The organism is Pseudomonas sp. 2995-1, assembly GCF_002742505.1.
Taxonomy (GTDB): domain Bacteria; phylum Pseudomonadota; class Gammaproteobacteria; order Pseudomonadales; family Pseudomonadaceae; genus Aquipseudomonas; species Aquipseudomonas sivasensis.
The window spans coordinates 40,039-59,906 of sequence record NZ_LJSA01000438.1 but is presented as its reverse complement, the minus strand read 5'-3'; the positions used below and the strand labels follow the sequence as shown (position 1 = coordinate 59,906).

Sequence of the window (19,868 nt, the reverse complement as noted above, 5' to 3'; positions counted from 1 at the left end):
GATAGGTAAAGTAATTGATCTCCACAGCTAACATCACCATGCAGTTCGGCGCCAAGCCGCTCTTTGAGAACGTCTCGGTCAAGTTCGGCGCCGGCAACCGGTATGGTTTGATCGGTGCCAACGGTTGCGGTAAGTCGACCTTCATGAAAATCCTCGGCGGCGACCTCGATCCGTCGGGCGGCCAGGTCATGCTGGAGCCTAACGTTCGCCTGGGTAAACTGCGCCAGGACCAGTTCGCCTACGAAGAATTCACCGTGCTCGACACCGTGATCATGGGCCACGAGGAGCTGTGGAAGGTCAAGGCCGAGCGCGACCGTATCTACTCGCTGCCGGAAATGAGCGAAGACGACGGCATGGCCGTGGCCGAGCTGGAAACCGAGTTCGCCGAGATGGACGGCTACACCGCCGAATCCCGTGCCGGCGAGCTGCTGCTGGGCCTGGGCATTCCTCTGGAACAACACTTCGGCCCGATGAGCGAAGTGTCCCCGGGCTGGAAACTGCGTGTATTGCTGGCCCAGGCGCTGTTCTCCGATCCTGAAGTGCTGTTGCTCGACGAACCGACCAACCACTTGGACATCAACACCATCCGCTGGCTGGAAAACATCCTGACCCAGCGTAACAGCCTGATGATCATCATCTCTCACGACCGTCACTTCCTGAACAGCGTGTGCACCCACATGGCTGACCTGGACTACGGCGAGCTGCGCCTGTTCCCGGGCAACTACGACGAGTACATGACCGTGGCGACCCAGTCCCGCGAGCAACTGCTGTCGGACAACGCCAAGAAGAAAGCGCAGATCTCTGAGCTGCAATCCTTCGTCAGCCGCTTCTCGGCCAACGCCTCGAAAGCCAAGCAAGCGACTTCCCGCGCCAAGGCGATCGACAAGATCCAACTCGCTGAGGTCAAGCCTTCGAGCCGGGTGAGCCCGTTCATCCGTTTCGATCAGAACAAGAAACTTCACCGCCAGGCTGTGATGGTCGAAAAAATGGCCAAGGGTTTCGACGGCAAGCCGCTGTTCAAGGATTTCAGCTTCCAGGTTGAAGCGGGAGAGCGCGTTGCGATCATCGGTCCGAACGGTATCGGCAAGACCACCCTGCTGCGCACTCTGGTCAACGAGTTGACCCCGGACGCAGGCTCCATCAAGTGGACCGACGCTGCAGAATTGGGCTACTACGCCCAGGATCACGCTCACGACTTCGAAGACGACGTGACGCTGTTCGACTGGATGGGTCAGTGGACTCAGGGCGAGCAGATGATTCGCGGTACTTTGGGCCGCATGCTGTTCTCCAACGACGAGATCCTCAAGTCGGTCAAGGTAATCTCCGGTGGTGAGCAAGGTCGCATGCTGTTCGGCAAGTTGATCCTGCAAAAGCCGAACGTGCTGATCATGGACGAACCGACCAACCACTTGGACATGGAATCCATCGAAGCGCTGAACCTGGCGCTGGAAAACTACCCGGGCACGCTGATCTTCGTCAGCCACGACCGTGAGTTCGTATCGTCCCTGGCCACCCGAATCATCGAGTTGAGCGCTGACGGCGTGATCGACTTCAGCGGCACCTATGACGACTACCTGCGTAGCCAAGGCGTCGTGTTCTAAATAACGCCCGCTGCACCCAAGAGCCCCGTCCACTGTGACGGGGCTTTTTGCATGTTGTGGCGAGCGGGCCTGTTCGTCAGACCAAGTAGTTAGGCTGCTTCCTTTTACCCCGAGCCCTTGCCATGATGCCCTCACCGCCCGCCCGCGAACGAGTGCCCATGTCTACCGCCACCCCCTCCTCCCTGTCGGTCACCCTGCAGATCGTCTCGATCGTCTTCTATACCTTCATTGCCTTCATCTGCATCGGCCTGCCGATTGCGGTAATCCCAGGCTACGTGCACAAACAATTGGGGTTCAGCGCGGTGGTGGCCGGGATCACCATCGGTTCGCAGTACCTGGCGACGCTGCTCAGCCGCCCCATGTCCGGGCGGATGTCGGACAATGTCGGGACCAAACGCGCGATTGTGCTGGGGCTGGCGGGTATTCTCGTGAGCGGTGTGCTGACGTTCTTCGCGACGTTGCTGGAAAGTACGCCCAACGTAAGCCTGGGCATTCTGATCGTCGCCCGGCTGCTGCTGGGCGTGGCCCAAGGTCTGATCGGTGTGGGCACCATCAGTTGGTGCATGGGCCAGGTCGGCGCCGAGCATACGGCGCGGTCGATTTCCTGGAACGGCATTGCGTCCTACGGTGCCATCGCCATCGGTGCGCCGCTGGGCGTGGTGATGGTGGCCGAGTATGGCTACAACAGCCTGGGGATCGCCCTGACCGTACTCGCAGCACTGGGCCTGGTGCTGATCCGCAACAAACCGTCGGTGCCGGTGGTGCGCGGCGAGCGCTTGCCATTCTGGGCGGTGTTCGGGCGTATCGCGCCGTTTGGGGTCAGCTTGTGCCTGTCGTCGATTGGCTACGGCACGCTCACTACCTTTATCACCCTCTACTACCTCAATCGTGGCTGGCAAGGCGCGGCGTACTGCCTCACGGTATTTGGCGTGTGCTTTATCCTGTCGCGCCTGGTATTTATCTCGGCGATCAGTCGTTTTGGCGGGTTCAGCGCCGCCATCGCCTGCATGCTTATCGAGACCCTCGGTCTCACCTTGTTGTGGCTGGCGCCCTCCACCGGTGTGGCGTTGATCGGCGCAGGACTGACGGGCTTTGGTCTGTCGCTGGTGTACCCGGCGCTGGGCGTGGAAGCCATCAAGCAAGTGCCCAACAGCAGCCGTGGCGCGGGATTGAGTGCGTATGCGGTGTTTTTTGACTTGGCCCTGGCGATTGCCGGGCCGTTGATGGGCTTTGTGGCGCTGAACCTGGGGTACGGCTGGATCTTCTTCTGTGCGGCGTTGCTGTCGGTCACGGCGCTGGGTGTGACTTTACTGCTCAAGCGCCGCGCTTACTGATCAGCCGTCTGCAAACCCGCACGGGTGGACGTGCCAAGGGTACGAGTGAAAAAGCGCCCGGCTTCGGAAATCAGATCGCGGTGAATGCCTTCGCGGTCGACGCCATCGGCGTCAGTGCAGATCGCCGGCATGGCGGCCAGTTGGTCACTGTCGCACGGCGCCATGAACACGAAGTGCCCTGCCCCGGCCAGCAGCTTGAAATTCGGCGGCTCAGGTAATTTGCGCGCGAGTGCCGCGGCGTTCTTGTCCACGGCCACCAGCTTGTCGCCGTCGCCGCTGTAGAGCAGCACCGGCACATGCACGTCGGCCAACGTGTGACGGCCGAACATCAGGCTCAACGGAGCCATTAGCATCAAGGCGTGGATGCGCGGGTCGGATTGGGGCTGTAAGTCGTCACGGTCCACCACCAACTCGCCTTTGGTGGTGCAGGCGTCGCGGTCTTCCGGGCGTTCCTGGCAATAGCGGCGCAGGCGATCGAAATCCGGCTTGGCGCCAGCCAGGATCAACGCGGTTTCGCCACCGGCGGAATAGCCGATCACCCCCACCTGGTTGATGTTGACGAACGGAGACAGCATCGGATCCGCCAGGGTGGCGGTGATCGCTTCGGATATCTGGATCGGCCGCCCGTACAGGTTGCTCAGCGTGCCCAGACGGCTATGGTCCTTGTAGTTGTCGCCAGGATGCAGCACCGCCACCACCACAAAGCCTTTGCGCGCCAGGGACGTGGCCAGGTCGTGCAGGGCCAGCGGCGTGCCGGTGTTGCCATGGGACAGCATCAGCATCGGGAAACGGCCGATGGCGATCTTGGAGTCTTCGGTGGCGGCGACGTGATAGGCACCCAGCTGCGTGGTGTGCTCAAGGCCGGTTGACGGATAGAACGCCACGGCTTTCATTGGTTGCAAGTCGAGCGGATCGAGAAACGTCATGCGATGAAAGCCGACGCTCCAATGGGGGTGCGGCGCAGGCGCGGCGTGCACTGAAATCAGGCCGCCCAGCAGGGAAAGAACCATAACAGCACAAAGACGCATCATGGGGATGTCCACCTTTGCTGCGTGAGAACCGACATGTCGAATGAAAAGTCCAGGGCATTGACCCCATGCTTGCACAAGCTGGGCCACATCAAAGAAGACAGCGGGTAAACGAAAAAACTCCGTACTCCGGTCGCGTTCAGACGATCAGAATACAGAGTTTAGACACTCGGCTTCAGATTGAAACCGAGAGGAGGCGATATTTACTAAAGCCTTACGCGGCAGCGAACAATTGTTCGTTGATCAGTACGTTAGCGTCGCTCAGGGACTTGCTGCGCACTTCATCACCATAGGCCAGGCCTTCGGCCCGCACGATTTCGATGTTGGTGATGCCGAGGAAGCCGAACAGCAGTTTCAGGTAGCCTTCATGGGCAGCGCCCGACGCTTGACCGGCATGCAGGCCGCCGGCAGTGGAAACGATGATGACTTTCTTGTTGCCGCACAGGCCTTCCGGACCGGCTTCGGTGTAACGGAAAGTCTGACCAGCGACCGCGATACGGTCGATCCAGGCTTTCAGTTGGGTCGGGATAGTGAAGTTGTACATCGGCGCACCGACCACAATGGCGTCGGCAGCGAGGAATTCAGCCAGGGACGAAGCGCTCAGTTCAGCTTCGTGTTTTTGCGCAGCGTCGCGCAGTTCAGCGGCCGTGCCCAACGCACCCAGGGTGGCGCCGGAGAAGTGGTTGATGGCGTCGCTGGCCAGGTCGCGGTAAGTCACTTCCACACTCGGCTCAGCCGCTTGCCAGGCTTTAACCACACCAGCGCTGAGCTGACGGGAAGCCGAGTTGTCGCCGAGGATGCTGGAATCGATATGCAACAGTTTCATGATGGATCTCCGAGGTGGGATCGACTAGGGCGATCAGATGGCGGTGATGCTACGCATGAAACGAATAGTCGATAAGCCGCCTGTAATGCGATAGTTTGTCCCACTGACAGGACAATAGGCTCACCATGCAAGATCTCAACGACCTCTATTATTTTGCCAAAGTCGTCGAAGCCGGCGGTTTCGCAGCCGCCGGTCGGCTGCTGGGCATCCCCAAGTCACGGTTGTCGCGGCGCATTGCCGAGCTCGAAGAGCGCCTGGGCGCACGCCTGCTACAACGCACCACGCGCCAGTTGACCCTCACCGCCGTCGGCGAACGCTACCTGCGCCACTGCCAAGCGATGCTGCTGGAAGCCGAGATGGCCGATGAGGCCGTGGCCAGCATGTCCAGCGAACCCCGTGGACGTCTGCGGGTGACGTGCCCGGTGGGGCTGGCACAGAACATGATGCCGGACGTGGTCGCCGGGTTTCTGGCAGCACATCCTCAGGTGCAGTTGGAAATGACCTTGGTTAACCGCCGAGTCGACCTCGTGGCCGAAGGCATCGATGTGGCGCTGCGAGTGCGTGAGCAAGGCGATGAAGACCCGCTGCTGGTCACCAAGCGCCTACGCCCGGCCCAGACCGTCCTGGTTGCCAGCCCGAACTTCGTGCATGGCCGATCTATCAGCACCCTTGATGACCTCAAGCAGCTGCCGATACTCGGCGCATTGGAGGCGGACCGGATGGTGCACCAGCGCATCCTCGATCCCCAGGGCAACCCCCACGACCTGATCATGGAAGCACGCCTGGGCGTTGATGACTTCAACGTGCGCAAGGCCAGCGCCATCATGGGCCTGGGCTTTACCGTGCTGCCAATGATGTACTGCGAGGAAGAATTGGCCAACGGCCACTTGGTGCAACTGCTGCCGGAATGGTCACTGCCCGGCGGTTGGTTGCAGGCCGTCTACCCACACCGGCGCGGTGTGCTGCCGGCCATTCGTGCCTGGATCGATTACCTGGAAGAAGGCTTTAAAAGCTGCGGAGACCGCCTGCTATGAAGATGACCGAAGCGCAAGTCGCCACCTTTTGCCTGAGCCTGCCCGGCGCGCGGGAGGACTACAAATGGGGCGGCGTGCGAGTGTTCTCGATTGCCGGCAACAAGATGTTCGCCCTGCAAAACCTGCGCGGCGACTCGTTGGCGTTCAAGGTCGACAAGGAACTGTTTCTCGGCCACGTGGACCGCCCCGGTATCCACCCCGCGCCATACCTGGCGCGTGCGCAGTGGATCATCATGAACACGCCCTACCCGCTGGGCGCCGAGGAACTGCGTGGCTTGTTGCAGCGCTCCCACCAACTGGTGGTGAGCAAGCTACCCAAGCGCACGCAGATTGGTTTGTTGCTAGAGGACTGACAGTAACGTGCCGCCAAGGAACAACTGGTCCAACCAGAACACTTGGTGCAACAGCACAATCACCCAGAACAGCACCTGGAAAGACACCTTGCGCGTCTTGTGCCGGAACACCTGCTGAGCAATCAACGCCCCGGGCCAACCGCCGGCCAACTCAACGGCGTGCAGGATGTTTTCCGGGGTGCGCCAGCTGTCGGTGCGCGCCTTGCGTTTATCACTCCAGTACAGGAAAAACGCGATCACGCTGACCACGCCATAGGCCACCAGCGGGATCACGGTTTCGCCGCGCTGCCACACCAGCACCGACCCCAACAGCGGCGCGGCGCACAGCAGCACAAAGATCGCCGCCTTCAAGCGCGGGGGCTGGATGATCATGCCGTTGCCGCCGCCCAGTCGATCCAACCGAACTGCCAAGTCGCCAGGATCAGTAGGCCAAACCCGATGCGGTACCAGGCAAACGCCGCGTAGCTATGGCTGGCGATGAACTTGAGCAGGCCCTTGACCGCGATCATCGCGAAGATGAACGAGGTGATAAACCCAATAGCAAAGACCGGCAGGTCCGCTGGCTGGAACAGGTCGCGGTACTTGTAGCCCGAGTACACCGCAGCACCGACCATGGTCGGCATGGCGAGGAAGAACGAGAACTCGGTAGCAGTCTTGCGCGACAGGCCGAACAGCAGGCCGCCGATGATGGTCGAGCCGGAGCGCGAAGTGCCCGGGATCATCGCCAGGCACTGGGCAAAGCCTACCTTGAGTGCATCTTTCCAGGTGATGTCGTCGACGGTCTCGGCATGCACTTCATGCTCGCGGCGCTCGGCCCACAGCATGATGACGCCGCCCACGACCAGCGCTGTGGCGACAGTGATCGGGTTGAACAGGTAGTGGTGAATCAAGTCGGCGAAAATCACCCCAAGGACCACGGCCGGCAGGAACGCGATCAGCAGGTTGATCGTGAAACGCTGCGCATTGCGCTGGGTTGGCAAGCCGGTGACAACGTCGAGAATCTTGCGCCGAAACTCCCAGACCACCGCCAAAATGGCGCCGAGCTGAATAATGATGTTGAAGGCCATCGCACGTTCACCGCCGAAATCGAGCAAGTCGGCAACGATGATCTGGTGGCCGGTACTGGAGATCGGCAGGAACTCCGTCAAACCCTCCACTACGCCGAGAATCAATGCCTGAATGGCGGTCCAAAAATCCATGCTTCCCCCAAAGGTCATGCGCTATGGCACGCCTTGTTAGTCTTTTTTAATGGTTCACTGACGACGAGCGCGCTGAAGGCCCAGTGTTGATGATGATCAACACCAGTCTGCAAAAATTCTGTGAAAATCAGGCAGTACTCAGGTTTTTCGATTACGGGCCGAAAGCCTATCAGACAAGGCGTAAAAGTCGATGCGACGCCCACAATTATAAAAAGCCCGGAGTGACAGGACGATGAACAGTTTGCGCAATATGTCGATCAGCCGACGCCTATGGCTGATCCTGATAGTCGCCGTGCTGATGCTGCTGGCCCTGGGTTTGCTGATGCTCAAGCAGATCCATGACGACCTTTACCAAGCCAAACGCCAACAGACCCAACACGTGGTCCAGACCGCCAGCGGGATCCTGACGTTCTATCACGGCCTGGAAACCACCGGTGTGATGACCCGTGACGCCGCCCAGAAACAAGCCCTGAGCGCGGTACGGGGGTTGCGTTACGACCATGACGACTATTTCTGGATCAACGACCTCACGCCCGTGATGATCATGCACCCGGCCAACCCCAAGCTCGATGGCCAGAACCTTTCGGCTATCCGCGATCCCGATGGGTTTGCCGTGTTCAACGAGTTCGTCAGCCTGGCAAAAGCCAAGGGCGCCGGGATCGTCAACTATCGCTGGCCCAAGCCCGGCGCACAGGCACCCGTGGCCAAGACTTCCTATATCCAGCTGTTCGAACCCTGGGGCTGGATTATCGGCTCCGGCGTCTATGTGGACGACGTGCAGGCCGAGTTCAGCGGCCAAGTGTGGAAAGCCTCCATGATCGGCCTGGGCATTGCGCTGGTGATGGGTCTGCTGGTGTCGCTGATTGCGCGCAGCATCGTGCGCCCGTTGCAGGCGGCGGTGAATGCCATGGGCAATATCGCCAGCGGTGAAAGCGACCTGACCCGCAGCCTCGACACCCACGGCCGTGACGAAATCACCCAACTGTCCCAGCACTTCAACAGTTTCACCGCCAAGCTGCGTCAGGTGGTAAGCCAGTTGCAGGTGTGCGCGAACGCCCTGGGCCAGTCCTCTACCGACTTGGGCAACAACGCCAGCTCGGCCCATGACCGCAGCCAGCAGCAGTCGCAGCAGATGGAGCTGGTGGCCACTGCCATCAACGAAGTCACCTACGGCGTGCAGGACGTGGCCAAGAACGCGGAACATGCCGCCAGCGAAATGCGCGATGCCCAGGCCCAGGCGCACCAAGGCCAGCTCAATATCGACAGCAGCCTGCAACAGATCGACCAACTCTCCAGCACCATCAGCCAGGCGGTGGAAGTGATCCGCACGCTGTCCAGCGAAAGCACCCAGATCGGTGGCGTGCTGGAAGTGATCCGCTCCATCGCCGACCAAACCAACCTGCTGGCGCTGAACGCTGCCATCGAAGCAGCTCGCGCCGGGGAGCAAGGCCGAGGGTTTGCGGTGGTGGCCGACGAAGTGCGCCTGCTCGCCCAACGCACGCAAAAGTCCACCGCCGAAATCCAGGTGATGATCGAGCGCCTGCAAGGACACTCGGAAGCGGCGGTCAAGGTGATCAGCGACAGCCACAGCGCCTCCCAACTGACCATTGAGCAGGCAGGTCAGGCCGGTGCCAGCCTCACTGCGATTGGGCAGGCCTTGCACAACCTCAACGGCCTGAACGCGTCCATCGCCAGTGCCACCCTGCAACAGGCCCATGTGGTGGAAGACATCAACCAGAACGTCACCCAGGCGGCGGGCTTGTCCCACAGCACGGCACTGGCAGCGGAACAGTCCAGTGTGGCCAGCGCGCATTTGCGCGGGTTGAGCGAGCAGCTCGACGGCCTCTTGCGCCAGTTCAAGGTCTAACACTGCTCCAAATGTAGGGGGGCTTGCCCCCGATGGCGATATATCAGTCTGCATAGGTGCAACTGACCTCTCGCTATCGGGGCAAGCCCCCTCCTACATTTGCCCTACTGTGTTTTGAAGATTGCTGGCCTGTGGTTACAATCCCCGCCCTCTCCCACTCCCCCAAGGAACCGCCATGTCCGGGCTTGAACTGTTCGCCGCTGCCCTGGGGGTGATCGCTGTCTGGCTGACGGTCAAGCAAAACCCATGGTGCTGGCCCATCGGGCTGGTGATGGTGTTGCTGTACACCTGGGTGTTCTACGACGTGAAACTCTATTCCGACATGCTGCTGCAGGTGGTCTACGCCGCGCTGCAAGTCTATGGCTGGTGGCAGTGGACCCGCGCGGGCGAGGTCAAGCAAGGCCGCCAGGTCACGAGCCTGGGGGTGCCGGCAATCATGACCAGCCTCGCGATCGGCGCGGTGGGCAGCCTGCTGCTCGGTGCCGCCATGGCCCACTGGACCGATGCTGCGCAACCCTGGCTCGACGCGGCCCTCACCGGCTTCAGCCTGGTGGCGCAAATGTGGATGGCGCAGAAACGCGTGCAATGCTGGCCGTTGTGGATTGCCGTGGATGTGATCTTCGTCGGGCTGTTCCTCTATAAAGGCCTGTACCTCACCGCCGGGCTCTATGCCTTGTTCACCGTGATCGCCGTGCAGGGCTGGCGTGAATGGCGCGCCGATCCGGCGTTGCGCACATGAAAGTAGTGGTTTTGGCGGGGCCTGAATCCAGCGGCAAAAGCTGGCTCGCAGCGCAGTTGCACGCGCACTTTGGTGGGTTGATGGTCGGCGAGTATGTGCGCTATTTCATTGATCACCATCAGCGCGATACCTGCCTGGCGGATATCCCGGCCATCGCCCACGGCCAACTGGCCTGGGAAGACGCGGCCCGCGCCGAACAACCTCGCCTACTGGTTCTCGACACCCATCTGCTCACCAACAAGCTGTGGAGCCAGACCCTGTTCGGCGACTACCCGGCGTGGCTCGACGATGAGTTGTTGGCACGTCATTACGACCTGCACCTGTTGCTCTCCCCCGAAGATGTGGAGTGGACGGCCGATGGCCAACGCTGCCAGCCGGAACTGGAGGATCGTCGCGCGTTTTTCCAGCAAAGCCTGGACTGGATGCATCAGCATCAACAGCCGGTGGTGGTGATTCGCGGGAATTGGGAGGAACGCTGCAAAGCCGCGTTTGCTGCGGTAAAACAGCTGTTGCAGTGAGCGAGCTTGTCGAATCGTCGCATCGCGCGAACCGGGTGGCGAAGCCGCCCAAAAACAAACACCGCGATCTGCCTGGCAGACCGCGGTGTTTGTTTTTGGGAACCGAGACGTTTAGTAGCCCAGGGAAAGCCCAGTATTACGACGCGGGTCGTTAGCCCCGTAGAAGCGATTGTTACCCACCGGCTTGCCACCCAGGGAAGGCGCGCCTACCAGGATCGCCGCCAAGTGGTTGGCATCCTGCGGCCCTGCAAACTTATGGCCCCAGCTTTCCAGAAGCTTCTGGGTATCCGGGCTGACCGCGAAGGTCTCAAGGTTGGTGGTTTCCGGCATCCACTGCTGGTGGAAACGCGGCGCATCCACGGCTTCCTGGATGTTCATCTTGTAGTCGATCACGTTCAAAATGGTCAGCAGGGTCGCGGTGATGATGCGGCTGCCACCCGGCGTGCCCACCACCATGACGGCCTTGCCATCCTTGGTCACGATGGTTGGGCTCATTGACGACAACGGCGCCTTGCCCGGGGCGATGGCGTTGGCTTCACCCTGCACCAGCCCGTACATGTTCGGCACGCCGACCTTGACGGTGAAGTCGTCCATTTCATCGTTGAGAATCACCCCGGTCTTGCTCGCCATCACGCCCGCGCCGAACCAGTCGTTGAGGGTGTAAGTGACGGACACCGCATTGCCCCATTTGTCGACGATGGAGTAGTGGGTGGTGTTGTTGCCTTCATGGGGCGAGACCCCCGGTTTGATCGCCTGGGAATCACCGGCCTTTTGCGGCTCGATAGCATCACGCAGCTTGGCGGCGTAGTTTTTATCCAGCAGATGCTCGATCGGGTTCTTCACGAAATCCGGGTCGCCGAGGTAGCTGTTGCGGTCCACATAGGCGTGGCGCATGGCTTCGATCTGGTAGTGCAGGCCTTGGGCCGAGTGATAGCCCAGGTCGGCCATCGGGTAGCCTTCGAGGATGTTCATGATCTGGCAGATCACTACACCGCCCGAGCTCGGCGGCGGCGCGGAAACGACGTGGTAACCCCGGTAGTCGCACTCGATGGGCGCCAGTTCGCGGGTCTTGTACTTGTCGAGGTCGGCCTGGGTGATGATGCCTTTGCCTGCCTGGCTGGAATCTACCAGGGCCTTGGCGACCCAACCTTTATAGAAACCGTCCGAACCTTTGGCGGAGATTTCCTTCAGGGTCTTGGCCAGGTCTTTCTGCACCAGTTTCTGTCCAACCTGCATCGGCTGGCCGTTGTGCAGGAAGATGGCGCGCAGGTCCTTGTCTTTTTCGAACTCGCCGGTTGCGGTGTGCAGCAGGTCGATGTCGCCTTGTTCCAGGGCGAAACCGTTTTCTGCCAGCTTGATCGCCGGGGCAATCACCTGGGCGCGCTTGAGGGTGCCGTACTTGCTCAAGGCCAGTTCCATACCCGACACGGTCCCCGGCACGCCGACAGCCAGGTGACCCTTGGCGCTGAGGCCTTCGATGACGTTGCCGTCCTTGTCCAGGTACATATTGGCAGTAGCCGCCAGCGGGGCTTTTTCGCGGAAGTCGAGGAAGGTCTTGCGCCCGTCCGCCAGTTGCACGGTCATGAAACCGCCGCCGCCCAGGTTACCCGCCGCTGGGTACACCACCGCCAGCGCATAGCCTACGGCCACGGCCGCATCCACCGCGTTGCCCCCGGCCTTGAGCACATCCACGCCCACATGAGTTGCCAAATGCTGAGCCGTCACCACCATGCCATTTTCACCGGCCACCGGAGCTTGGGAAGCAGCTTGTACACCACTGACCGTCAACACCAGGGCAGTGGCAATCAAGGTACGGCTGAAGGGTTGGTATTTCATCCATGGCTACTCGGGTTGTTGAGATGCACCAAAATAGCTCGTCGGCAATTTAATCCCCAGCGCAATGGCGTTTTTATTACAGAACTTGTCGGTCATAGAACGGACCGAAAAAAACCAATCTTTAGCTGACCCACTGCAATCGTGGGACAAGCCCCCCTCCCACACTTTTTTAACCGCGTTTAATCAGTGAGTGCCGGGGTTGGCTCGCAGAGTTGCGGTGGTGCACACCAATATCCGCTACCATCCCGGCCACTTCGTCGAGGGCGGGATCTAGGTCAAGAAGGCCCCGGTGATGAAAGACATGGTCGAAGGCAACCCACTGGCAGCGTTCTGCGCCGAGGTGTTGCCTCTGGCGCATGAAGCGGTGATTACCAAGCAGTACGCCAGCGCGCAGCTCGCGCCTACAACAACTGCCGACTGTATAAAAACCATAAGTCACCGCCAGGAGACACCCAATGCCCAGTGCGAATCCAGTGCCCGCGAACACAGTCGCCGACCCGGTCAACACGCTTTACCACAAGATCACTTGGAAGCTGATTCCCTTCCTGTGCTTCTGTTATCTGGCCGCGTACCTGGACCGAATCAACATCGGCTTCGCCAAGCTGCAGATGCTCGACCAACTGCACTTCAGCGAAACCGCGTTCGGCCTCGGCGCTGGCCTGTTCTTTGTCGGCTACATCATCTTTGAAGTGCCGAGCAATTTGGTGCTGGAGCGGGTCGGCGCGAAGATCTGGATCGCACGCATCATGATCACCTGGGGCCTGCTCTCGGCCTGCACCATGCTGGTTACGTCCACGACCCAGTTCTACATCCTGCGTTTTTTGCTCGGCGCCGCCGAAGCCGGGTTCCTGCCGGGCGTGCTGTACTACCTGACCACCTGGTTTCCCACCCATCGACGCGGGCGCATCATTGCGCTGTTCATGATCGGCCTGCCGCTGTCCAGCGTGATCGGCGGCCCGCTGTCCGGCTGGATCATGGGCCACTTCGACCACGTGGGTGGCCTGCGCGGCTGGCAGTGGCTGTTCCTGATCGAAGCGGTGCCCAGCGTGTTGCTCGGCGTGCTGACCTTCTGGGCACTGCCCAACACCTACCAACAAGCCAAATGGCTGTCGGATGAAGAAAAAGCCCTGCTGGAAAGCGAACTGCGCAAGGACGACGCCGATGGCGCCGGCAGCAAGCACAGCTTCCGTGACGGCTTCTTCAACCTCAAAGTGTGGATGCTCGGGGGTATCGACTTCTCGATCCTGCTCAGCGCCTATGCCATGGGTTTCTGGATGCCGACCTTTATTCGCAACGCCGGGGTCACCGACACCTTCCATATCGGCGTGCTCACCGCACTGCCGAGCGTGGCCGCGCTGCTGGGCATGCTCTTGATCGGCGCCAGCTCCGACAAACACCGCGAACGCCGTTGGCACATCATCGTGCCGTTTTTCATCGGCGCAGCGGCGATGGCCGCCAGCACGTTCTTCACCCATAACGTCGCGGCCACCGTCGCCCTGTTCGCGGTTGCCTCGGCCGCAATCATCGGCGCAGTGCCGGTGTTCTTCAGCCTGCCGGCGACCTTTCTCAAAGGCACTGCGGCAGCCACCGGCTTTGCCCTGGCGTGCTCGTTGGCGAATATCGCAGGTCTGGTGAGTAACTCGTTGATGGGGGTGGCGATCGACGTGACCGGCAGCAGCGCGGGCGCCTTGTGGTTCTTTGCCGGCTGCCTGATTCTCAGCAGTTTCCTGGTCATCGCCTTGCCGGCGAAACGGGTGAATCGTTGATAACACGGTCGCGTAATGGCTAGCAGAAAGGCGCCACGCTGGGCACGCAAAACGCTAAAGCGGTGTTGAAATAGATCGACAGTGATTTCGGGCTGGCTGCCCTGACATGGATCACGCGGCCAGTATCGTTAAAACCAGTGAAATAAAATGCATTTTAAACCGTAGGAACAACCCGAACTCTCGGACCACACAGGGAAGACTTCGCCTGTCAGAAGCCTCCCTACTTCTTATCCGAGAGATCAGTTTTCATGACATCTACTTCCGCCATCGTCGATCACACCTCCCGCGCCCAAGCACCTTTGCTGCATTCGCAAGCTGTGCAGCCTATTCAGCGTTTGCAGCAAGCACGCCCTGAAAATCAGAGCCCCCTAAGGCAGGAAAAATCGGAGGAACACGCCAACCTGGACGACCGAAAATCATTGCTGGATGCCTTGGGCAAAACCCTGAACAGCGCCTCCACTGATATGCCGGATCTTGATCTGACCCGCTTTGCAGTCTCGCCACACTCTTCGCTGGGTCGCGAACTTAAACTCATCAACCCGGCGCACGTCAGCTTGAACTGGTTTATCAAACACCAAGGCTGGATAGCCCCAACAAACAAAGAAGCGCTGCAGAATCTCTACGACGCAATCACCTACGCGCCCCCTCCACAACCCGCTCACCGGGACTATTGGGGAATGTTGTCGCGCGAGGTGCCCCTGACACTGGAGCAGCGCCAACGAATCAATGAGATTGTCGAGGGCTGGCTGGACAAAACCAAGGGCGGACTCATCGAGAACCTGGTGGGGCTTGCGACGACAGATGCACACACGCTTGACTCGTTATCCAAAATGACCGGTGTTCAAACCAGGATTGGGAGTACCACCCAAACCACAAAAACCTTCGGGCCCTACACCCAAACCGAAACATGCACCGAGTCCCCCCTATACGCCCAGACTTATCCCGCCTGGGTAATGGGCACTAGTCGGTCGTGCTCAAAGAAAATCACCGCTGAGCCATGCTACGCGTTGTATCGACTGCTGTTGGAGCCCAAAGCCATTGAGCTAGGGAAAAAGCTGGAGGCCGAACTCGGCGTCTTGCCCACAGTGACAAGTGCCGCTGAACTGGTCCTTAGCGCACTGGTGTTATCCGTGATGCCTCAGCTCCCCACCACACGCAACTTGATCGGCAATGATTTTGCCCTTGATGCGCCTGATCATTTACGCAAGTCACCAGAAGCCATCGTCGAAGCACTGGACCTCTACCTGCTGCGCACCCATCAACATCTGAAGGCCGATAACGTCCGCACAGTCAGCTACTTGATGCTGTCCCGTATCGCCCCACAGTTTCTAGTCAAAGACCTGCCTGACTCGTTGCTGTATGGAACCCATCAGTGGGCCACATTCAGCGCCGCTGTCTCACGCATCGAGCACTCCGCGCCTGGCACAAGCGCCACTATGAATTATCAACAAGTGATGAACTATGACGCGACGACACCGATCACGGAGCAGGACAAGACCTTCGCCACCCTTGCTCTAAGAGACGCCTTAGTGGACTGGGCGATTACCAACGGTCGACTCGACAAGCGCGCCGATAACAACTATTCAGAGTCCGAGATACAGCAGGCACACCAGGATTTTCAACATCAGCCCTCATCTCTTGTCCGAGCGGGCCAACAATTGGCCACCCCCCTCCCAAACCGCGAACAGATTGCCCTGGATGACCTTAAACGGGTCTTTGGCAATCAAATCGATTTTACCCGCAAAGTGCTGCAAGCCACGCCGGACAATCTGGAGTCCGACAAGAACCATTTCTACAGCCTGCTGGACGTGCATATGTCGGGAAAACTCCAGGCAGGTATGTGGCGATCAATCAGTTCCGACTTTTCCATGGCCCCCATCGAGAAGGAACTCCATCGGCTTTATAGCATTGAGTGGCTGTTCACCCAGACATTCAACAACTACTACACCGACCTGCTGCAGGGCCACACCGCGGTGGTCCGAAACCTGCTCTCGCAGCTTCCAGAGGAACACCGAAGCAGCCTGCAATGGGGCGAACAGAAATTTTATGCGTTGAGAAAAGCCGTTACCTCGCACTATGCCCACCTCATCCCCAAGGCCGAAAAAGAAGCCAGCAAAGGTCGACAAGGGTTCATCATTCGCTCCGAACACCAGTCAAAAGTCACCTACTATGAAGTCTTCCCACAGCAAGGGAAAATCCAGATCCGCACCGATCTTCCAGCAGAGTGGCCTGAAGGTATCAACACCAGGGCCGTGGGTAACGTGGAGAACAATATCCGGCAACCGTTTGATTGGGAGGCTTACAACAGTGGGACGCCCCCTCGCGAGAATGAATTTTCTGAGGTGGTGATCGAGCACATACCAACGCCGGATAAGTGGCAACGTGGCGCCAGCGACAAGACACCCGACCTCTCCTTCCACGGCGGAAAAAGTTTTGATCTGGCCAGGACAGCCGCGTCCAAACATCTGGCCTACGATGAGGAAACCCTGCGTCAACAGGCTAGTGGCGAAAGTGCCGTCGAATTAACAGAGCGCTATCAGAAGACCGGAGCGGCAGCGGTGCTGAGCTTGGTACCGTTTGCAAACACGTTGAAGCACGCGATCAATGGTGAAATAGCAGAAGCCTTCACCGGTTTTATTATCGACGGCGTATCGACCGCCATACCTGTTTCGCAACCACTTCGTGCATTCGCCCACAGCATCAAGTCCAGCAAAACCCTGTTTAACATGCTGAGAAAAGCCAGCCACTCTACAGATGACCTGGTCGGGTTGCTGGGCAGCGCAGGCAAGACAGCGAAACCCTTTTATTCCACCATTCCGTCGTTTGGTGGCTTGCGACCGACGAGCAATGGCCTGACCCAGAGCGTGGGTGTCAGCACGGCGGTCAGGATCGGAAGAGCCGAAGGGGTGGATGCCGCCGGTGGTGGTGCACGAACCCTGGCCAAAATCATCGACGAGAAGTGGTACCCCGTGGACGCAGCCTCCGGCAAGGCTTACGGCACCCCCATCGAAGGCTTTGCACCGGAGGGTGGCATTGGCTTTTTTGAGCGACCCGCTTCGCCACAACGCGATCCGGATGCGCTGGCACAATATGAAGCCAACGTCATCAACGCTAAGTACTCGGAACCAACCAGCTTCCCGGAAGGTTTCAAACACCTGAGCCCCGATACGGTTCCTGGCTACAAGCCGTCCATGGGGGTACAGGAAATCGAGGACCTTATTGCAACGTCCAACTTTTCAACAGAGCAAATCGGCAGTCTTGTGCGCCAGCGAGAAAGACTTTTGTTGGCCCATACTCAACGCAGCGCACAGATATTCCAGCGTGAAGTCACCGCCTCCGGTGGAACCACCCGAGGCATGCCGCAAACGTATTACCTGAGCCAGACCAGCCCTGACATTGCCGGTGAATGTGCGGCCCTTTCCACCGCCATGGGCCTGGCGCTGCTCGAAGGCAATGAAGACACGCTGCTCGACAACCTGGTATTTGCCATGGCAAACCCGGAAGCTGAAAACTCAGCCAAATTCATCAGAAACCTTTCAAGCCTGCAGTCCACCGTCGGCAACGAGCTGGGATTTCATAGCAGTGCCGTGGGTAACCCGATTTCTTATAAGTCGATCATTAAAGAATTGAGCGAAGCCACTTCCTCAAAGACGCTGATGATCAGCAGCACTAACCATGGAATGCTTGCGGGCGTGAAGGTCGACCCCACCGGCACCACCCCGAAGAGCTGGTTTTTTTACGACCCCAACTACGGCAAAGCGATATTCCCCACACAAGAATCAATGGCCAAGGGCCTGGAAAAGACCCTTAGCAACGGCATCACCGGCAAAAACCTCGATGCATTTGGTACGATCCTGACCGGAAAAAAATACAAAGTCAGTGCCTTTGATGCCGACGTGGTTGCCAGCAAATTCAATATCGATCGTGTCAGGGGATTAACCCAACCTATCTGATAAAACCCCGTCTATTTGCGCACGGCCAGGCAAAACGTTTTCAACACCATGGCCGTCGCGCAGGGCATATGACTTGATTGGGAGAACCACGGCCTTTGGGCCCGGCCTCCATACAATTATTCAATTAATGGCGCTAGAATCAGCGCCATTCTTGCACCCGCCCCCCTGACACGAGCCCCTCCATGAGCTTTGATTTCGACACGATCCACCCTCGCCTCGGCACCGGCAGCACCAAGTGGAACCGCTACCCGGCCGACGTGCTGCCAATGTGGATCGCCGACATGGACATCGCAGCGCCGCCCGCCGTGCTGCAAGCCCTGCACGAGCGCCTGGACCAGCAGATTCTCGGCTACAGCGTGGCCGGCCCGGATGTGCGTGAAGCCATCGTGGCCGACCTGTGGGCCAAGTACGCCTGGCGCGTGCAGCCCGAAGAGTTGCTGTTTTTGCCCGGCGTCGAACCCGGTTTCAATATGGCGCTGCATGCCTTTGTAAAACCGGACCAGCCGGTGGTACTGCAAACCCCAAATTATCGTCCGATTCGCCTGGCGCCAGGCAACTGGAACCTACCGCGCATCGAAGTGCCGTTCCAATCGACCGACGGTGAATACATCACCCCAATGCCCGCCATGCGCGAAGCACTGACCGGCGCCGGCGCCTTGCTGTTGAGCAACCCGCACAACCCCATCGGCAAGGTCTTCCCCCGCGAAGAGCTGCTGGCATTGGCCACTGCCTGTCTGGAAAACGATGCGCTGATCATCAGCGACGAAATCCACGCAGAACTGTGCTTCGACGGTCGTCGCCACATCCCCACCGCGAGCCTCAGCCCGGAGATTGCACAGCGCACCATCACGCTGATGTCGGCGAGCAAGGCCTACAACGTGGCCGGCTTGAAGACCTGCTTTGCCGTGATCCAGAACGCCGAGATCCGCGAGCGCTTCAACCAGGCCCGCTGCGGCATGGTCGACAGCGTCAGCCCCCTGGGCCTGGAAGCCACCCGCGCGGCCTACAGCCAGTGCGGCCAATGGCTGGATGCATTGAAGCAGTACCTGCAAGCGAACCGCGATTACCTGCTCGACGCCGTGCAAACGCGCTTGCCGGGCGTGGTGATGCATGCGCCGCAAGGCACCTTCCTTGCTTGGCTCGATTGCAGCGCCCTGGGCATGGATGACCCGCAGCAGTTTTTCCTGGAACAGGCCAAGGTCGGGTTGAGTGCGGGTATCGAATTCGGGGATGACAGCCAGCAGTTCGTGCGCCTGAACTTCGGTTGCCCGAGGGCGATGCTGGAAGAGGGTCTGCAGCGCATGGAGCGCAGTTTGCGCAACCGCTGAAGCGCGCAAAAAATGGCCCCCGCTGCAAAGGCGGGGGCTGGCGTTTACAACTTGGCGATAGACACTTCAGTGGACTTCACGAAGGCAATCACTTCGCTGCCCACTTTCAATTCCAGGTCACGCACCGAACGGGTGGTGATGACGGACGTCACGATGCCGGACGCGGTTTGCACGTCGATTTCCGACACCACTTCGCCCAGCAGAATCTCTTTGATCACGCCCTTGAATTGGTTGCGCACGTTGATCGCTTTAATGGTCATGTCGGGTTTCCTTTTGGCTGTTGGGTCAATCCGCACGAATGCGCAGGCCCTCAAAGTGCGCTATTCGAGAGAACATTAAAAGGAATATATAACTCTTTATTTATTCCATAAAAACATATGAAAACTGTTGCCCAGGAAACATCGGTTCAACAATTTGCCACCTCCTGCAACAACCACACATGCCCCTGACCCTGTAAATCCGGGCTCCTGCCCGATGGCACAGAGA

General features: G+C 59.3%; 16 protein-coding genes and 1 pseudogene. 11 read left to right on the top strand and 6 right to left on the bottom strand.

Features of this window, described 5'->3' with window-relative positions; genetic code table 11:
* Positions 1 to 14: 14 nt before the first annotated feature.
* On the top strand, positions 15 to 1,601 hold the full coding sequence (locus AOA61_RS23740) for an ABC-F family ATPase (protein ID WP_081797888.1): 1,587 nt from the start codon (positions 15 to 17) through the stop codon (positions 1,599 to 1,601).
* 158 nt (positions 1,602 to 1,759) lie between these two features.
* The gene (locus AOA61_RS23735; protein ID WP_099602840.1) at positions 1,760 to 2,935 is read left to right on the top strand and encodes an MFS transporter; all 1,176 of its coding nucleotides are present in this window, start codon (positions 1,760 to 1,762) and stop codon (positions 2,933 to 2,935) included.
* Here the strand turns inward: AOA61_RS23735 and AOA61_RS23730 are convergent.
* Both AOA61_RS23730 and AOA61_RS23725 read right to left on the bottom strand, forming a co-directional pair.
* Positions 2,929 to 3,966, bottom strand: coding sequence for a dienelactone hydrolase (locus AOA61_RS23730; RefSeq protein ID WP_032891141.1), 1,038 nt, complete (start codon positions 3,964 to 3,966; stop codon positions 2,929 to 2,931). The genes AOA61_RS23735 and AOA61_RS23730 overlap by 7 nt on opposite strands.
* Positions 3,967 to 4,177: 211 nt before the next feature.
* Complete coding sequence (locus tag AOA61_RS23725) at positions 4,178 to 4,789, bottom strand: FMN-dependent NADH-azoreductase (protein WP_032891140.1); 612 nt, start codon at positions 4,787 to 4,789, stop codon at positions 4,178 to 4,180.
* Between the two features lie 125 nt (positions 4,790 to 4,914).
* Between AOA61_RS23725 and AOA61_RS23720 the strand changes: the two genes are divergently transcribed.
* Positions 4,915 to 5,823, top strand: a complete 909-nt coding sequence (locus tag AOA61_RS23720) for a LysR substrate-binding domain-containing protein (RefSeq protein ID WP_099602839.1) — start codon at positions 4,915 to 4,917, stop codon at positions 5,821 to 5,823.
* Entirely contained in the window at positions 5,820 to 6,176 is a 357-nt protein-coding gene (locus AOA61_RS23715) for an MmcQ/YjbR family DNA-binding protein (protein WP_012723994.1), read from the top strand. The genes AOA61_RS23720 and AOA61_RS23715 overlap by 4 nt, the downstream gene beginning before the upstream one ends.
* Here the strand turns inward: AOA61_RS23715 and AOA61_RS23710 are convergent.
* Both AOA61_RS23710 and AOA61_RS23705 read right to left on the bottom strand, forming a co-directional pair.
* Positions 6,165 to 6,548, bottom strand: coding sequence for a DUF1294 domain-containing protein (locus AOA61_RS23710; protein ID WP_099602861.1), 384 nt, complete (start codon positions 6,546 to 6,548; stop codon positions 6,165 to 6,167). The two genes, AOA61_RS23715 and AOA61_RS23710, sit on opposite strands and share 12 nt — an antisense overlap.
* A complete protein-coding gene (locus AOA61_RS23705) occupies positions 6,545 to 7,375 on the bottom strand; it encodes an undecaprenyl-diphosphate phosphatase (RefSeq protein ID WP_032891138.1) in 831 nt (276 codons plus the stop codon). Before AOA61_RS23705 ends, AOA61_RS23710 begins: the two co-directional genes overlap by 4 nt.
* Before the next feature lie 232 nt (positions 7,376 to 7,607).
* Between AOA61_RS23705 and AOA61_RS23700 the strand changes: the two genes are divergently transcribed.
* The 3 genes from AOA61_RS23700 (at position 7,608) to AOA61_RS23690 (ending at position 10,499) form a co-directional block, all read left to right on the top strand.
* The gene (locus AOA61_RS23700) at positions 7,608 to 9,242 is read left to right on the top strand and encodes a methyl-accepting chemotaxis protein (protein ID WP_099602838.1); all 1,635 of its coding nucleotides are present in this window, start codon (positions 7,608 to 7,610) and stop codon (positions 9,240 to 9,242) included.
* Between the two features lie 175 nt (positions 9,243 to 9,417).
* On the top strand, positions 9,418 to 9,981 hold the full coding sequence (gene pnuC, locus AOA61_RS23695; protein WP_032891136.1) for a nicotinamide riboside transporter PnuC: 564 nt from the start codon (positions 9,418 to 9,420) through the stop codon (positions 9,979 to 9,981).
* A complete protein-coding gene (locus AOA61_RS23690; protein ID WP_032891135.1) occupies positions 9,978 to 10,499 on the top strand; it encodes an AAA family ATPase in 522 nt (173 codons plus the stop codon). Before pnuC ends, AOA61_RS23690 begins: the two co-directional genes overlap by 4 nt.
* Positions 10,500 to 10,610: 111 nt before the next feature.
* Here AOA61_RS23690 and ggt read toward each other — a convergent pair whose 3' ends face one another.
* Positions 10,611 to 12,335, bottom strand: a complete 1,725-nt coding sequence (gene ggt, locus AOA61_RS23685) for a gamma-glutamyltransferase (protein ID WP_032891134.1) — start codon at positions 12,333 to 12,335, stop codon at positions 10,611 to 10,613.
* 217 nt (positions 12,336 to 12,552) lie between these two features.
* Here ggt and AOA61_RS31905 point away from each other — a divergent pair.
* From AOA61_RS31905 to AOA61_RS23665, 4 genes and pseudogenes are all read left to right on the top strand, one after another.
* Positions 12,553 to 12,726 (top strand): annotated as a pseudogene (locus tag AOA61_RS31905) (isochorismatase); the annotation flags it as partial.
* Positions 12,727 to 12,790: 64 nt separating this feature from the next.
* The gene (locus AOA61_RS23675) at positions 12,791 to 14,101 is read left to right on the top strand and encodes an MFS transporter (protein ID WP_099602837.1); all 1,311 of its coding nucleotides are present in this window, start codon (positions 12,791 to 12,793) and stop codon (positions 14,099 to 14,101) included.
* Positions 14,102 to 14,349: 248 nt separating this feature from the next.
* Positions 14,350 to 18,054 carry a hypothetical protein gene (locus tag AOA61_RS23670; RefSeq protein ID WP_099602836.1) on the top strand — a complete coding sequence of 1,235 codons (3,705 nt, stop codon included), beginning with the start codon at positions 14,350 to 14,352 and terminating at the stop codon, positions 18,052 to 18,054.
* Between the two features lie 182 nt (positions 18,055 to 18,236).
* Positions 18,237 to 19,382, top strand: a complete 1,146-nt coding sequence (locus AOA61_RS23665; protein WP_095184987.1) for a MalY/PatB family protein — start codon at positions 18,237 to 18,239, stop codon at positions 19,380 to 19,382.
* Between the two features lie 44 nt (positions 19,383 to 19,426).
* Here AOA61_RS23665 and AOA61_RS23660 read toward each other — a convergent pair whose 3' ends face one another.
* Entirely contained in the window at positions 19,427 to 19,642 is a 216-nt protein-coding gene (locus tag AOA61_RS23660; protein WP_003173733.1) for a molybdopterin-binding protein, read from the bottom strand.
* Positions 19,643 to 19,868 lie beyond the last annotated feature (226 nt).